This is a genomic window from Pseudomonadota bacterium (genome assembly GCA_027624955.1).
GTDB lineage: Bacteria > Pseudomonadota > Alphaproteobacteria > UBA828 > UBA828 > PTKB01.
Map to the genome: position 1 here is coordinate 25390 of JAQBTG010000014.1, position 16491 is coordinate 41880.

13 protein-coding genes are annotated in these 16491 nt (G+C 59.6%); 9 read left to right on the plus strand and 4 right to left on the minus strand.

Features of this window, described 5'->3' with window-relative positions; all coding sequences use genetic code 11:
- Positions 1 to 4: 4 nt before the first annotated feature.
- Together gltB and O3A94_07255 are read right to left on the minus strand one after the other, a co-directional pair.
- Positions 5 to 4549: a glutamate synthase large subunit gene (gene gltB, locus O3A94_07250; GenBank protein ID MDA1356049.1), complete on the minus strand. Its 4545-nt coding sequence runs from the start codon at positions 4547 to 4549 to the stop codon at positions 5 to 7.
- 13 nt (positions 4550 to 4562) lie between these two features.
- Entirely contained in the window at positions 4563 to 5987 is a 1425-nt protein-coding gene (locus tag O3A94_07255; protein MDA1356050.1) for an NAD(P)-dependent oxidoreductase, read from the minus strand.
- Between the two features lie 383 nt (positions 5988 to 6370).
- Here O3A94_07255 and O3A94_07260 point away from each other — a divergent pair, with 383 nt between their 5' ends.
- The gene (locus O3A94_07260) at positions 6371 to 7189 is read left to right on the plus strand and encodes an undecaprenyl-diphosphate phosphatase (protein ID MDA1356051.1); all 819 of its coding nucleotides are present in this window, start codon (positions 6371 to 6373) and stop codon (positions 7187 to 7189) included.
- 111 nt (positions 7190 to 7300) lie between these two features.
- Here O3A94_07260 and O3A94_07265 read toward each other — a convergent pair whose 3' ends face one another.
- The gene (locus tag O3A94_07265) at positions 7301 to 8320 is read right to left on the minus strand and encodes a complex I NDUFA9 subunit family protein (protein ID MDA1356052.1); all 1020 of its coding nucleotides are present in this window, start codon (positions 8318 to 8320) and stop codon (positions 7301 to 7303) included.
- 119 nt (positions 8321 to 8439) lie between these two features.
- Between O3A94_07265 and O3A94_07270 the strand changes: the two genes are divergently transcribed.
- Positions 8440 to 9054 (plus strand): ribonuclease D, encoded by a 615-nt coding sequence (locus tag O3A94_07270; protein MDA1356053.1) that lies wholly within the window; start codon positions 8440 to 8442, stop codon positions 9052 to 9054.
- 40 nt (positions 9055 to 9094) lie between these two features.
- Here the strand turns inward: O3A94_07270 and purM are convergent, their stop codons facing one another.
- Complete coding sequence (purM, locus tag O3A94_07275; protein ID MDA1356054.1) at positions 9095 to 10219, minus strand: phosphoribosylformylglycinamidine cyclo-ligase; 1125 nt, start codon at positions 10217 to 10219, stop codon at positions 9095 to 9097.
- Between the two features lie 280 nt (positions 10220 to 10499).
- On the opposite strand from purM, the gene O3A94_07280 reads away from it, so the two are divergent.
- From O3A94_07280 to ptsN, 7 genes are all read left to right on the plus strand, one after another.
- The gene (locus tag O3A94_07280) at positions 10500 to 11507 is read left to right on the plus strand and encodes a KpsF/GutQ family sugar-phosphate isomerase (protein ID MDA1356055.1); all 1008 of its coding nucleotides are present in this window, start codon (positions 10500 to 10502) and stop codon (positions 11505 to 11507) included.
- Positions 11504 to 12235: an LPS export ABC transporter periplasmic protein LptC gene (gene lptC / locus O3A94_07285; protein ID MDA1356056.1), complete on the plus strand. Its 732-nt coding sequence runs from the start codon at positions 11504 to 11506 to the stop codon at positions 12233 to 12235. Before O3A94_07280 ends, lptC begins: the two co-directional genes overlap by 4 nt.
- A gap of 4 nt (positions 12236 to 12239) precedes the next feature.
- On the plus strand, positions 12240 to 12779 hold the full coding sequence (gene lptA / locus O3A94_07290) for a lipopolysaccharide transport periplasmic protein LptA (GenBank protein ID MDA1356057.1): 540 nt from the start codon (positions 12240 to 12242) through the stop codon (positions 12777 to 12779).
- A gap of 12 nt (positions 12780 to 12791) precedes the next feature.
- The gene (gene lptB, locus O3A94_07295; protein ID MDA1356058.1) at positions 12792 to 13604 is read left to right on the plus strand and encodes an LPS export ABC transporter ATP-binding protein; all 813 of its coding nucleotides are present in this window, start codon (positions 12792 to 12794) and stop codon (positions 13602 to 13604) included.
- A 14-nt stretch (positions 13605 to 13618) separates the two neighbouring features.
- A complete protein-coding gene (rpoN, locus tag O3A94_07300) occupies positions 13619 to 15169 on the plus strand; it encodes an RNA polymerase factor sigma-54 (protein ID MDA1356059.1) in 1551 nt (516 codons plus the stop codon).
- Between the two features lie 186 nt (positions 15170 to 15355).
- Positions 15356 to 15955, plus strand: coding sequence for a ribosome-associated translation inhibitor RaiA (gene raiA, locus O3A94_07305; GenBank protein ID MDA1356060.1), 600 nt, complete (start codon positions 15356 to 15358; stop codon positions 15953 to 15955).
- An 18-nt stretch (positions 15956 to 15973) separates the two neighbouring features.
- Positions 15974 to 16438 (plus strand): PTS IIA-like nitrogen regulatory protein PtsN, encoded by a 465-nt coding sequence (gene ptsN, locus O3A94_07310; protein MDA1356061.1) that lies wholly within the window; start codon positions 15974 to 15976, stop codon positions 16436 to 16438.
- Positions 16439 to 16491 lie beyond the last annotated feature (53 nt).

The window sequence follows — 16491 nt, forward strand, 5'->3', positions numbered from 1 at the left end:
CCAATCAGGCGGATTGTGCCGATGCTTCGTCGCTCAACGGATGCTCGATGCGCGAGATCATTTCCTTCGGGCAGATTTGCCAGAATTTGCCCGATTCAAGCGTCCAATCCGCCAGCAGGCGTTCAGCAAAGCGGGTCTGTGTCTCGCTATAATGTTCGCGCACAAGGTCACGGCAAACGCCCTCCCAATAGCGGCTTTGTATGCGCTGCCAAATCACTGAATCTGCATTGACCCGATGTTCGAAACTGCCGTCTGTGTCATACACGAAGGCCATGCCGCCGGTCATGCCGGCAGCAAAATTATCGCCCACCGGCCCGAGAATAACGGCGACGCCGCCGGTCATATATTCGCAGCCGTTCGAGCCGCAGCCTTCGACCACCGCACTGGCGCCTGAATTGCGCACACAGAAACGCTCACCCGCTTGGCCCGCGGCGAACAGCTTGCCGGCCGTGGCGCCGTACAGCACCGTGTTGCCGATGATGGCGTTTTCGTTGGAAATGAGGGGGCTGGAGGTTGCCAGCCGGAGCGAGATGGTGCCGCCCGAAAGCCCCTTGCCGACATAATCATTGGCTTCGCCGATGACTTCGAGCTTTAGGCCCTGCACCGCGAAGGCGCCGAGCGATTGGCCCGCTGCGCCGCGCATGCGCACGGTGAAGTAATTTGGCGACAGGCCGGTCATGCCGAAGCGTCGCGTCAGGTGGGAGGAAAGCTTGGCGCCAATCGCCCGGTCGGTGTTGCGCACCGTATAAGCGAGTTGCATTTTTTCCGGCACTTCGAGCGCATTGCCGGCATCGCGAATCATCTGTTCGTCGAGGCTTTCCGGTACCTCGTTGCGGCCTTCGCGCGTAGACGTCCGGGCGAAGCCGCCGGGATCGGCCTGTACCAATATCGGATTGAGGTCGAGATCGTCCAAATCGCGGCTGCCACGGCTTACTTGACGCAGTAAATCGCTGCGCCCGACGATCTCATTCAGCGTGCGCGCACCGAGAGACGCCAAAATCTCGCGCACTTCTTCGGCGATGAAGCTGAACAGATTGACGACCTTCTCCGGCGAGCCCCCAAACTTGGCTCTGAGCGCCTCGTCTTGGGTGCAGATACCCACCGGGCAGGTGTTTGAGTGGCACTGGCGCACCAGGATACATCCCATGGCGACCAACGAGGCGGTGCCGATGCCGAATTCCTCGGCGCCGAGCATGGCGGCGATGACCACGTCGCGCCCGGTCTTGATGCCGCCATCCACCCGAAGTGTGGTCGTGTGGCGCAGGCGATTCAGAGTCAGGACCTGGTTGATTTCGGCCAGGCTCATCTCCCACGGCACGCCGGCATATTTAAGACTAGACTGTGCCGCCGCACCGGTGCCGCCGTCATGGCCGGAAATCAAAATGATGTCCGCTTTCGCCTTGGCAACGCCGGCGGCGACGGTGCCGATGCCGGATTCCGCCACCAGCTTGACCGACACCCTGGCTTGCGGATTGATCTGTTTGAGGTCGTAGATGAGCTGCGCCAGATCCTCGATCGAATAGATATCGTGGTGCGGCGGCGGGGAAATCAGCGTTACGCCGGGCGTGGCGCAACGCAAGCGAGCGATTTCCTCGGTGACTTTAAAGCCAGGAAGCTGGCCGCCCTCGCCCGGTTTGGCGCCCTGGGCCATCTTGATTTCGATTTCACGGCAGCGGTTGAGATATTCCGCCGTGACGCCAAAACGCCCGGATGCGATCTGCTTGACGGCTGAACTTGCATTGTCGCCATTGGCGCGCGGTTCGTAGCGCGACGGATCCTCGCCACCTTCGCCTGAGCAGGAAGCGGCGCCGATGCGGTTCATGGCAATGGCCAGGGTCTCATGCGCTTCGCGCGACAAGGCGCCGTGCGACATGCTGCCCGACATAAAACGCTTACGGATCTCGGTGATCGATTCGATTTCTTCCACGGCAATCGGTTCGCCGTGGCGCTTAAAATCCAACAGGTCGCGCACATGAACTGGCGGCATGTCGGTCACGCCGGCCGAATATTTTTTATAGGTCGCGAATGAATCGCTGGCCACGGCATGCTGCAACATATGAATGAGGCGGCCGTCAAAGGCATGCACTTCACCCGAGCTTCTGGCCTTATAAAGGCCGCCCACCGGGAGTGTCGTGCGCGTTCCTTCATGTGCCCGATAATGCAGCTTGAGGACGCGCTCTTTAATGCCAGAGAGACCAATGCCGGAGATGCGCGAGCTCATGCCGGGGAAGAATTCGGCGACCAGGGCGCGCGACAGGCCGACAGCCTCGAAATTATAGGCGCCGCGGTAGGAACCGAGCACCGAGATGCCCATCTTCGAAAGAATCTTCAGCAGGCCGGCATCAACGGCGGCGCGGTAGCGTTGGCAGCATTCATCTAGGCTGAGATTGCCGAACAGGCCGCGCGCTTGACGATCGGCGATGCTCTCCTGAGCCAGATAAGCGTTCACCGTGGTCGCGCCGACACCGATGAGTACGGCGAAATAATGCACATCCAGGCATTCGCCGGAATGCACATTGATCGAGGTGAACGTGCGCAGTTTCTGCCGCACCAAATGGCTATGCACGCCGCCGGCGGCGAGGATCATCGGCACGGCTGCGCGATCGGATGAGGTGTTTTCATCGCTCAACACCAAATGCACGGCGCCGCCGCGGACCGCGTCTTCGGCCTCGCGCCGAATGCGAATCATGGCCTCGGTCAATTCATTGTGGCCCTCACCGGCCTCGAAGGTGCAATCGACCCAGGCCGCCTTGTCGCCCATATAGCGGTGCATGGCGGCAAATTCCGCATTGGTGAGCACCGGCGAGTTGAGCAGCAGGATATCGGTTTGTGCGGCGCTTTCACCGAACATGTTGCCCAAATTTCCAAGCCGCGTCTTGAGGCTCATGACGCCATATTCGCGCAACGAATCAATCGGCGGATTTGTGACTTGGCTGAAATTCTGCCGGAAAAAATGTTGCATGCCGCGATACTGCCGTGACAACACGGCGAGCGGCGTATCGTCGCCCATCGAGCCGACCGGTTCCTTGCCATCCTCCACCATCGGATGGAGGATCACCTCCAACTCCTCCATGGAGTAGCCGAATGTGCGCTGGCGATGGCGCAGTTCCTCAGCGGTGTAGGTCACCGGTTCCTTTTCCGAGCCGATCAGGCTGTCGATCTCGACGATCTTTTTGACCCACTCGCCGTAAGGGTGGCGCGCCGCCAGCATGTCCTTGAGTTCACGGTCGTGATAGAAGCGGCCTTCTTCCAATTGAACGCCGATCATTTCGCCCGGTCCCAGACGGCCTTTTTCTATCACCTGGGCTTCGTCAATCGGCACCATGCCGGTTTCCGAGCCGACGACGAGAAGGCCGTCGGTGGTGACGGTATAGCGCAGCGGACGAAGACCGTTGCGGTCCATGCTGGCGATGACCCAACGACCGTCCGACGCCGCCAGCGCCGCCGGCCCGTCCCATGGTTCGATCACGCAATTGCAATAGGCGAAGAGGTCGCGATGCGCTTGCGGCATATGCGGGCGGTGCGACCAGGATTCGGGCACCACCATGCACTGCGCCGCGGGCATCGGCCGCCCGGCGTGCACCAAGGCCTCGATGACCGAATCGAGGGCCATGGAATCGGAGGCATCGGGCTCTATGAGCGGGAAAATCTCGTCATTATATTCTTCGAACACCTCGCTCGCCGCACGCGTCTCGTGGCTCTTCATCCAATTGGAGTTGCCCTTGATGGTGTTTATTTCGCCGTTATGGGCAAGCATGCGGAAGGGCTGCGCGAGGCGCCAAGTGGGGAAGGTGTTGGTCGAATAGCGCTGATGAAAAATAGCGAAATTCGAGACAAAACGCTGGTCTAGCAAATCGGGATAGAAGGCGGTGAGCTGCTCGGCCAGGAACATGCCCTTATAGACCACCGTGCGGCAGCTCAAAGAGCAGATGTAGAATTCCTTGATATGGTGCTCGAGGACGATTTTCTCGATGCGCCGGCGGATGATGTAGAGGTCGATTTCGAATTGATTCTCATCGACGCCGCGATCGTTGGAGATCATCACTTGCTCGATCTCGGGGCGCGTGGCGTTGGCTTTTTCACCGATCACCGCATAGTCGATGGGCACCTGGCGCCAGCCGTAAATGCCGTGGCCGAAGCGTAGAATCTCGCTCTCGACGATACCGCGCGAGGTTTCCTGCGCGCCCATATCGGTCTTCGGCAGAAAGATCATGCCGAGCGCCAGGCGGCCTTCCTTGGGCCGATGGCCAGTATCTTCGACATGCTCCTTGAAAAAATCCTGAGGGATTTGGAGATGGATGCCGGCGCCGTCGCCGGTCTTGCCGTCGGCGTCGACGGCGCCGCGGTGCCACACCGCCTTGAGCGCCGCAATGCCGGCTTCGACCACATCACGCCGCGGTTTGCCGTCGAGCGATGCGATCAAGCCAACGCCGCAGGAATCACGCTCGTCCGCCGCGCGGTACAGGCCATCGCGTTCCAGGCGCTCGGCATTGTCGCGCCAGTTGGCGATAAATTGGCTGCCGCTTTCGTGCTTGGCTTGCTGTGCCATCGTCCGCCGCCCCTTAAACCGCTTGCGCCAGCGGCATGGCGCCGGCGCCGATATAGCGGTGAATGGCGGCCGCCGCATCGCGCCCATCTTTGATCGCCCAGACGACGAGCGAGGCGCCGCGCACGATATCGCCGGCGGCAAAGACGCCGTCGAGATTGGTCATCATCGAACGCCAGTCGACCTTGACCGAGCCCCAGCGCGTTATCTCGAGCTCCGGCGCGTCGAACAGCACCGGCAAATCCTCTGGATCGAAACCAAGTGCCTGGATCGCGAGATCAGCGAGCAGGGTGTGGCTCGAGCCGGCAATCGGCTGCGGCGTCTGACGGCCGGACGCATCGGCCACACCGAGATGGATGTGCACCGCGCGCACCCCCGCCACAGCATCTTCGCCGACAAAGGCTTCGGGCGCCGATAGCCAGGCGAACGAGACGCCCTCTTCCTCGGCATGGGTGACCTCTTGCAGCGAGCCCGGCATGTTGGCCCGGTCACGGCGGTAGAGGCAGGTGACGGATTTAGCCTTTTGGCGGATTGCCGTGCGCACGCAATCCATCGCCGTATCGCCGCCGCCGATAACCACGACATTCTTGCCGGCGGCATTCAAGGTGCCGTCGTCGAATTCCGGCACTGCATCGCCCAGCCCCTTGCGGTTGCTCGCGGTGAGATAATCCATCGCCTTGAAGATGTTATCGAGGCCAACGCCGGGCACCTTGATCTCGCGCGCCGCGTAGGCGCCGGTGGCGATCAGTACGGCATCGTGGCGGGCGCGGAGATCGGCCAGCGTGGCATCGCGGCCGACTTCGAATTGCAGATGGAATTCGACGCCGCTTTCGATCAGTAAATTGGCGCGCCGCTCGACGATATGTTTTTCCAGTTTGAAATTCGGAATGCCGTAGATCAGCAGCCCGCCGATGCGGTCGTAACGATCATAGACATGCACCTGATAGCCCTGCTGGCGCAGCATTTCCGCAGCCGCCAAGCCGCCCGGCCCGGCGCCGATAATGCCCACCGATTCAGGCCGCTCAACCGTCGGGCGGACCGCCTTGACCCAACCCTCGGCAAACGCGGTGTCGGTGATATAGCGCTCGACAGCACCGATGGTGACCGACTCGAACCCCTTCTCGATCACGCAATTGCCTTCACACAGCAAATCCTGCGGGCAGATGCGGCCACAAATCTCGGGAAAATTATTGGTCGCCGAAGAGATCTCATAGGCCTCTTGCAGGCGCCCAGCGGCGGTCAACATGAGCCAGTCGGGGATATTGTTCTGAACTGGACAATGGATTTGACAGAACGGTACGCCGCATTGCGAGCAACGCGAGGCCTGCTCCAATGCACTCCCAGGCACGTAGTCGCGATAGACCTCATTCCAGTCTTCGCGGCGCTCCTTGGGATCGCGCTTGTCCGGCCGTTTAGCCGCAATATCGACGAATTTAAGCATATAGCGCCCGCTAGCCTCTGTTGTCGCGGTGACTGGTTTTTTGGTGAAGCAGCCGGCAATTCTCTCCAGGCGCCGCATATGGACCGGCAATCTAGCGGAGAAATTGAGCAAATGCGAGAAAAAACAGAATCTAAGTCAGAAATGCTGACTTAGATGGGCCGTTCGGCCACCAGTAATTAAAATCATTAAAATCAGAAAAATTAGATTTCGCGATTTTAGTCCGTTTCTATGACTGTTTCATATGCAGGCCAAATTCGGACACACCATAATTTACCCCACGCGAACTATGTGCGAATTACCAATTATCCTTAGAGTACAATGTGATATAACCGTTCAGCACAAGAATTTCCGCTGAAATTTATTACACACAGGCTATTTGCATCGTGCTGTTGTTGCACATTGTCATTTTGGCGATCGTCCAGGGTATCTCCGAGTTTTTGCCGGTCAGCTCCTCGGGGCATCTTGTCTTGCTGCCGCATTTGGCCGGCTGGCAGGACCAGGGCAGTAATATCGATATTGCTGTCCATGTCGGCACGCTAGGCGCGGTGCTGGTCTATTTTTGTCGCGATATTTGGGCGATTCTGGCGGGCTTCGCCGGCGGTCGGCGGCCGGAGCGCAGGGCCGGACGGGCCCTCGGCATCCACCTGTTGGTTTCCCTGCCGCCGGTGCTCGTGGCCGGCGCCCTGCTGGTCACGTTCGCCCCAGATCTATTCCGCTCTTCCCTGATCGTTGCCTGGACCATGCTCATTTTCGGCGTGCTGTTGTGGATCGCCGACCGCGTCGGCATGACGGTGCGGCGGATCGAGCATATGACCATTGGCAGCGCCTTCATCATCGGCGCGGCGCAGGTCCTGGCGCTGGTGCCCGGCACCAGCCGCTCCGGTATCACCATGACGGCAGCGCGCTTTTTAGGATTCGAGCGCGGTGAAGCAGCACGGTTTTCGATGCTGATGTCGATTCCGGTAATTGTCGCGGCAGGCGCGGTGGCGGCGCGCGATATGGTGCAATCGGGCGAGCCGATCATCACGGGAGACGCCGGCCTCGCGGCCGCGATTGCGTTCGTGACGGCGCTGTTCTCGATCGCGGTGTTAATGTTCATGTTGAAGCGTGTGAGCTTCACACCGTTCGTCATCTATCGCCTGTTTCTAGGCGTCGTGTTGCTGGTGCTTTACTACGGCTTCGACTGGTCGTTCGGCGCCTAGAGCAAATCCCGAGCAGGTGGAATCACCTGCGACGACGCATTTGCTTCAATTGTAAAGAGATAGAGCGTGCCGGGTGAGGGCAAGCGAACCTGACATGCTCTAGATGTCTGTTCAGGAATGCGCCTCAGCGCTCGAATCCGTGCGCGCACGGCGAAAGCGGTGCAGATAGGTTGGCAGGATCATTTCTGCCGGGCTCGCCGCGATGCCAAGATCGCCGAGCGTCAGCGCGCCCTCTGCCACCACATTGTCCGCACGCAGCATCTTTGCTTGATCCACTGAAAACGGTGGTTCGGGCAGGAACTGCGCCAAGAAGCCAAGGACATCGGCGGCGATATAGGGAACCGGCACGAGCAGGCGCTTATAGTGGGTTTCGCGCGCCACCAATTCCATCAATTCGCGGAAGCTGTATATCGTCGGCCCGCCTAATTCATAGGTCTTGCCGTCACATTCGCCTGAACCACTGCTCAGTACGCGCTCCACGGCATGCCCGACGTCGCTCACATGCACTGGCTGCATACGCGTTGTTCCGGCCTCGATTTCGGGGATTAGATAAAGCCCTTCGATGCGGAATTTGGGCCGCTGGCGAATCTTGAAGAACACCGGAAGGAATGGAGAAATTCGCGCCAATGCGCTGAATTTATTAAAAAAATTATCCTCCGGACCGAACATGACTGCGGGCCGGAGGATCGTCGCCCGCGGGAAAGCCGCGCGCAACGCCTGCTCGCCTGCAGCTTTGCTGCGGGCGTAGGCTGAATTGGCCCCGGCGTCGGCGCCGATAGCGGAAATATGGACCAGTCTATTGACGCCGGCTGCCGCCGCGGCGCGGGCAATGCGACCGGGCGCGCGCGCATGGACTTCGGCGAAGCGCTGGCGCCCGCGTTGCACCAGAATGCCTGATAAATTCACCACTTCGCTTGCGCCCTCGATGGCGCGCGCCACCGATACATCGTCGCGCACATTGGCCTGGATCAAGGCGATCTGTCCGACGTCGCCCATGGGACGCAGAAATCCGGCGAATTCCGGACGCCGCACCGCGACCCGTATGCGTGCACCGTCCTGCGCCAATTTTTGGATCAGGTGACGGCCGAGAAATCCAGAACCGCCAAAAACCGTCACAACGCGTTTGCTCATACCGTCGCCGCTTTCATGATGAAGCTCCTACTTAGGATACTTCAGGCCCGGCTGCCAGCGGAAATCAAGCCGGCGATTCGGGTTGACAGGCTGAAACCACCCGGCTACCCAAGACCGGGATGGCCATACATTTGCATATCAATGATTTACCGCCGGGTCTCGCCTTCGGCGACAGCGTCGCGATCGACAGCGAGGCCATGGGCCTTCAGCCGCATCGCGACCGCCTCTGCGTGGTGCAGATGTCGCGCGGCGACGGTGATTGCCATCTCGTGCATTTTCTGCCGCCCGGTGATTATTCAGCGCCCAATCTGAAGGCCATTCTCGGCGATCCCAAGGTGCTCAAATTGTTTCATTTCGGGCGCTTCGACGTGGCCATCCTCGAACGCTATCTCGGCGTCACGTGCCAGCCCGTCTATTGCACCAAAATTGTGTCCAAACTGGTGCGCACCTATACCGACCGTCACGGCCTCAAGGATCTGTGCCGCGAGTTGCTCGGTGTCGAATTGTCTAAGCAGCAGCAGTCCTCGGACTGGGGCGCGGCGGAACTGACCCCCGAGCAACAAACCTATGCCGCGTCCGATGTTCTCCACTTGCATGATATCAAAAATATTCTCGATCGCATGTTGGCCCGCGAAGGGCGCACCGAAATAGCCCAGGCCTGCTTCGATTTTCTGCCCCATCGCGCGCGCCTCGATCTCGCCGGGTGGGACGAGGTCGACATCTTTCACCACTAGGCCACGCGACGTCTAAGCCGCGCCTAAACGGCGCGATGATTCAGCGTATCATCTCAATCCCGGCCGGCTCGATTTTAACGTGTCCGGCGCGGCCATCGCTGACATAGCCGATGCGTTGGCAGGCCTTGCCATGGCCGCGGATGATGTCCAGCACCTGCGCCTCGGCTTCCGGGCGAAGCACCAAGCAAAAGCCGATGCCCATATTGAACACGTGATACATCTCCATCGCGGCGGCGCCGGTGATGCGCTCGATCAGCCCAAACAACGGCGGCACAGGCGGTAGATCGTCAATGACAAAGCTCACATCGGCCTTGACGCGGGTGAGGTTCAAAAACCCATCGCCGGTGATGTGGATCAACGCGCCGACATCGTCGACGCGGTCGAGAATATCGAGCGCTTCGGCAACATAAATATAGGTTGGCCGCAGCAACTCCTCGCCAACGCTACAGCCGAGTTCGTCGAGATGGGTTGTGGCGTCATAGCCGGCGACCTCAAACAGCGCTCGGCGCGCCAAGCTGAGGCCATTGCTGTGAATGCCGTTGCTCGTGATACCGATAATGACGTCTCCGGCTCGCACCGTCTCACCGAGGTTTACCTTGTCGAGATCAACGCGGCCAATCGCAGTGCCGGCGAGGTCGAACCCGAGCCCCGGCGCATGACCTTTGATAATGTCCTTGAGCTGAGCGATTTCACCGCCCGAAATGGAAATATTGGACTGCCGGGCGCCTTCCGCCAGGCCCGCGCCGATCGCTTCCAGCATATCTGGTTGGGCGCTTTCCACGGCCACATAGTCGACCATGCTGAGCGGCGTGGCGCCGACACAAATCAGATCATTGACGTTCATCGCCACGCAATCGATGCCCACTGTGTCGTATTTTCCGAGCATTTGCGCGATCAACGCCTTGGAGCCGATACCATCGGTGCAAATAGCGATTCCCATGCCGGCCACGTCGATGACGTTGGCGAAATAGCCGAGGTCGAGCTGGACTGGCGCATCGCTCAAGGTCCATGTCGATTTGATATGTTCGACCAGCCGCCCAAGTCCGGCCTCCGCTTGATCGCTACTAACCCCGGAGGCCGCATAGCCTGGAGAAATGGGGTTGGTAGAATCGGGGCCGGAAGAGTTCGATCCGGATTTAGATTTATTTTGACGCGCCGCAGCCATCAAATTGATCCACTTGCTATTTTGTTTCCCGACGCCAAATAGGTGTTTGAACGGGCGCTGCACGCTACTCAACTTGCGAGGACGGTGCAACAGATCGCCAATCCGGTCTATCGCGCCGTCGGCGCGCCGTGCGATTATGCATTGTAAGCGCCATTTTCTCGATCGCCAGCAACGAATATTCGGTTAAATTTTCCGCGGAAGCGAGTATGTTCCAAGCAATTAGGTGTCGTCGGCGAATAATTTTGCGCCAGGCGCACGAACCAATTCGCGAATGTTCGATATGAACGTGCCAACGAAGAAGGCTGTGTCCGAGGCGGAGCGTGGCGATTTGGAGGAGAATCGCGACTTGACCGTCGGCCGTCGGGTCCTCCAACTGGAGGCCCGTGCCTTGTCTCGTTTGGCAAAGGAATTGGACGCCAATTTTGCCGTCGCGGTGGAAATTCTCGCACGCACCAAAGGGCGGATCGTTGTCTCGGGCATGGGCAAAAGCGGCCATATCGGAAGTAAGATTGCTGCAACGCTCGCCTCCACCGGTGCGCCGGCGATCTTCGTGCATCCTGCGGAGGCAAGCCATGGCGATCTCGGCATGATTACCCGTGACGATGCGCTATTGGCGTTATCCAATTCCGGTGAAACCACCGAATTGAGCGACTTGGTGCATTTTTCCAAGCGCTTTGAAATCCCGCTAATCGCCATCGTCGGGCGGGCGGGAAGCACGTTGGGCGACCGTGCCGACGTGGCCTTGATTACGGCGGACGAGCCCGAAGCTGGCACGCTCGGCCTCGCGCCAACAACTTCGACGACGATGACGTTGGCGCTTGGCGACGCTTTGGCAGTGGCGCTGTTCGAACGCAAGCAGTTTTCCGAAACCGATTTCCATGTATTTCATCCTGGCGGAAAGCTCGGCCAAAGCTTGGTGTGTGTGCGCGATATCATGCACGGCGCGGATGATCTTCCGCTGGTCGGTGCGGACACGGTTATGGCGGAGGCGCTCATCGTTATGACAGCGAAACGCTTTGGCTGCGTCGGCGTGATCGACGCGGCCGGCGATCTTCTGGGTATCGTGACCGACGGAGATTTGCGCCGCAATCTTACCGACGACCTGCTCGAGCGGCGGGCATGCGATCTCATGACGGCCAATCCGCAAACAATTCGTGTCGATGCGCTTGCGGCTGAAGCGGTGCGCGTGATGAACGAGTGCAAGATCACTGGCCTTTTCGTTGCCGATGGCAAAACGCCGGTCGGCATTCTGCATATTCATGATTGCCTGCGAGCTGGCATTACATGACCGCAAGTTCGGGAGACGGAGGTGCCTTGCCGCCGACCGACCCACCCCTCGGCCCATTTACCGGCGCGACGGCCAACCCGGTCCCCCGCCTCGCCGGCTTGCAGGTGCGAAGCCACAAGGGCGCCGCTGGGCGGACCGTCGGCTACAGCAATTTTGTTGGCTTCATGCGCTATGCGCTGCCGCTTGGCGCTTTGTTGTTGCTGGGTCTGATCATCGTATGGCCGCTGGCGTCCGGGCGCGAACAAGGCTTTCGCATATTGTTCAGCGATGCGCCTGATCTCGATGGCTCGCTGCGCATGGTCAATGCCCGTTACCTCGGCGTGGACGATCAAAACCAGCCCTATACGGTGACCGCCGCCGAAGCGAGCCAGCCGCAACCGAACTCGCCGCTGGTGAGTTTGCAGAATATCTCCGCTGATGTGTTCATCGACGATAGCAGCGGCCAATGGCTGTCGCTGACAGCGCATGAGGGGCTGTATCAGAGCGACGAGCGCTATTTGGATTTGGCCGGCGATGTTTCGATTTTTTCAGATCAGGGCCATGAATTTCACACCGCGCGGGCGCATGTCGATCTTGCGGCGCGCACCGCCGATGGTGATACGCCGCTGGATGGCCAAGGGCCGCTCGGCCTGCTGCAAGCCGGAAATTTTTTTCTGGATGACAACGCACAAGCTATGTTCTTCGGGGGGGGCGTGAGGATGACTGTATTTCCCGGCGGGCGGGGATGACGGTATGAGAGCTCGATTGGTCCTATCACTGATCTTGGCGGGGTTCGTCTTCGCCGCCGCTTTCACCCCAGCCGCTGCGCAGCTCGACCAATTGAACGGCAGCCATAACAGCCAGGCGCCGATCGAAATTACTGCCGACACCCTGGAAGTTCGCCAGACCGAAAACCTGGCGATATTCCGTGGCGATGTCGATGCGATCCAGGGCGACATGTTGCTCAGGGCTGACATGCTTATCGTCCATTACCGCGCCAACAAAGAGAACCCGGACCAGCAGGGAATATCGCAGATCGATGCCGAAGGTAATGTCTTCGTCTCATCGCCCGACGAGACGGCGCAGGGTGCGCGGGGCATTTACGATGTCGACAACGAGAAAATTTGGCTGACCGGGCAAGTGGTACTTACGCAGGGCGACAACATCATCCAGGGCGAACAATTGGAGCTCGATTTGGCGACTGGCCAAAGTAAAGTTCTAAGCGCAACGGCTGTTGATGGCGAGCGCGAGCGGGTGCGTGGGCTGTTTGTGCCGAAAAAGAAAAATAATTAACCAGTTTGCGCTATGATCAGAGCCAATCCCAACAAAGAGGATTCGGTTATCCAAACTAACAATGGCGGCGCACAGGGCAGAGAGCCGCGACTGGTGGCCGAAAGCAAGGGGCTGGCCGCGCATAATCTCGGCAAGCGCTTCAAAAAGCGTCCGGTTTTGCGCGATGTGAGCCTTTATGTGCGGCGCGGCGAGGCTGTTGGCCTGCTCGGTCCGAACGGCGCCGGGAAGACAACATGCTTCTATATTATGACCGGGTTGATTGCTTCCGAGTATGGCTCGGTTCACTTGGACGGCCATGACATTACCGATCTCCCGATGTACCGCCGTGCGCGGCTGGGAATCGGCTATTTGCCGCAGGAAGCTTCAATTTTTCGCGGCCTTTCAGTCGAAAACAATATTCGTGCCGTGTTGGAGGTCGTTGAACCTGTGCGCGAGAAACGCGAGACCCTGTTGGATGAATTGCTCGCCGAATTCTCCATCAGCCATCTTCGCCGGACGCCGGCATTGGCGCTTTCAGGCGGTGAGCGCCGGCGCGTGGAAATCGCCCGCGCACTGGCCTCGAAGCCGAGCTTCATGTTGTTGGACGAACCCTTGGCTGGCATCGATCCCATCGCCGTGGCGGAAATTCGTGAATTGGTGGCGCATCTCAAGCATCGTGGCATCGGCGTATTGCTGACCGACCATAATGTGCGCGAAACCCTGGGGATCGTCGACCGTGCCTACATTCTCTATGAAGGCGCCGTTCTGATGGAGGGCAAACCCTCTGATATCGTGAGCAACGAAGAAGTCCGCCGGGTGTATCTGGGCGACCGATTCCAAATGTAGGGATTGTTGCTCGAATGGCGATGATACCCCGGCTGGAGATGCGGCAGGGCCAGTCACTGGTCATGACGCCGCAATTGCAGCAGTCGATCAAACTGGTTCAGCTGAACAATATCGAGCTCTCGGCCTTTATTGATGGCGAGCTTGAGAAAAATCCGCTGCTCGAGCGCAAGGACGGCGCGATTTCGGAAAGCGAATCCCCCGTGGCGGGCGACGGCGAAGCAGCGAATAGCGACCCGATGGCATCAGATTCAGCATTGGCGCGAAATGCCGACATGCCCGCGGGCGAGGAACTTGCCGACATTGATTTAAGCTCCGACGATTATTGGTCGGGCGGTGGCGCATCCGGCGGCGCGTCCGGTGGCGTGCCCGGTAGCGAAGCCGACCAGATGGGGCGGCATGGCGCCTCGTTGCCGGCGCGGGGTGCCGGCTCCGAGACAATGACGGACGGAATCGAACAGGCCGAATCAGCGCCCAGCACCCTGCGCGAACATCTCCTGGCCCAACTCGGCATCGAAATTTCCCAACCTTCCGACAAGCTGATCGGCAGCGCGCTCATCGATCTGGTCGACGATGCCGGCTATCTCGTGGGCGATCTCGGCGCTGTGGCCGCACGTTTCGACTGCGCGCCGGAGCGCATCGAATCCGTATTGAGCATATTGCACGGCTTTGATCCGCCCGGCGTCTTAGCCCGCGATCTCGGCGAATGCTTGGCCATTCAGCTACGCGACGTCGGACGCTTCGACCCGGCCATGGCCGCGCTGATCGAGAATCTCGATCGCTTGGCGGCCGGCGACGCGACCGGTTTAATGAAATTATGCGGCGTGGATGAAGAAGATTTGGCCGACATGGTGGCCGAGATCAAGCGCCTCAATCCCAAGCCCGGCGCGGCCTTCGATCATCACATCGCGCAAACCATTGTGCCCGACGTATTTGTCCGTCCAACGCCCGGCGGTGGCTGGAGCGTGGAACTCAATACCGAGACCTTGCCGCGCGTCATGATCGACAATCGCTACCATGTCGAGTTGCGCGACTGCGCGACCGACAGCGCGGCGCGCAGCTTTATTTCAAATTGCTATCAAGATGCGAATTGGCTGGTGCGCGCGCTCGATCAGCGCGCTCGGACGATTTTAAAAGTCGCCACCGAGTTGGTGCGCCAACAGGAAGCGTTCTTTACCCACGGCGTGCAGCAGTTGCGGCCGCTCACATTGAGCATGGTTGCCGAGATTGTCGGCGTGCATGAAAGCACGGTCAGCCGCGTCAGCAACAATAAGTATATCGGCACGCCGCGCGGCACCTACGAAATCAAATTTTTCTTTTCCGCCAGCCTGGCCAGCAGCGCCGGTGGCGCGGCGCATTCCAGCGAGGCGGTGCGTCATCGCGTGCGCGAGTTGATTGCCGGCGAGACCGGCGCCAACGTCTTATCGGACGACCGAATCGCCGAAATTCTCAACCAATCCGGAGTCGATATCGCGCGCCGGACGGTGGCTAAGTACCGCGACGCGATGCACATCCCTTCGTCGCAACGGCGCCGCAGGGAATTGGCCAAAGCGGCCCGTGGATTATGATATAATCCATTGAGATACCTACAAAATGTCCGAAATATCGGGCCTCCGGCAGGCTCTGGCGAGCCTCTGGCGCGCCTATTGACTCGCTTCGGGCGCGGAACTATGTTGCTGCCGCCTTCAGACCCGGAGCGGTCAGTCGAATAATTCGATCACATGCGCGCCGGGTCGCGTGAAGGGATTTTAGCCATGCAGTTAACCGTCAAGGGCCGACATGTCCGGGTCAGTGATCGCCTGCGCGAACATGTGCGCGAGCGTCTCGATTCCGCGATCAGCAAGTATTTTACCACCGCGATCGATGCGCACGTGGTGTTCGAAAGCGGCAAAAGAAACTTCGAGACCCAAATCACCGTTCATGTCGGTTCGGGCATCACGCTGCAGGGCCAGGGCGAAGCGGATGAGATATTCGCATGCTTCGATATCGCCGCCGCGCGGGTTGAAAAGCGCCTGCGGCGGTACAAGCGCCGTCTGCGCGATCATCACCGTGGCCGGAGCCGGAGCGTGGATGTGGCGGCGGTTTTCGCTCAGCAATATGTGATTGCGGCCGAATCGGAGCTGGAACATGACGATGAAAGCGCTGAGCCCGAAGGTTTGTCGCCCGTTATCGTCGCTGAGACCTCGACCGAGATCGCCGAATTGACGGTCAGCGAGGCGGTCATGCGGATGGATTTGGCGGAATTGCCGGTGCTGATATTTTTCAATCGTAGCCATGGCGCCATGAATGTGGTGTATCGCCGGCCCGACGGAAATATCGGCTGGATTGATCCGCAGATTTCGACAGCCGAATAGCGCGCCGGAGGCGCAAGCATGGAAATAACGGATATCCTGTCGTTGCAGGGCGTGCTCGCCAATCTCAAGGCGGGCAGCAAAAAACAGCTGCTGCAGGAATTGGCCGCCGTGGCCGCCAAGGAGACCGGCATTCACGAGCGCACAATCTTTGACGTGCTCTTGGAGCGCGAGCGTCTGGGCTCGACCGGCGTCGGCAAAGGCATCGCGATTCCGCACGGCAAACTCGGCGATATCAATCGGCTTTACGGTGTGTTCGCGCGATTGCCCGCAGCGGTCGATTTCGAGGCGATCGATGAACAGCCAGTCGATTTAATCTTCTTGCTGCTCGCGCCCGAAGGCGCCGGCGCTGATCATCTGAAGGCCCTAGCACGCATTTCGCGGCTGTTGCGCGATGATGATGTGTGCACCCGCCTGCGCGGATCGGAGCATGCTGAAGCACTTTTCGCGCTGCTCACCCAAACTGCCGAGGCGTCCGCCGCTTGATCCGTCGTTACACGGATTGACAGCACGCTGGCGGCGTTTCACTTTGTCGGCAA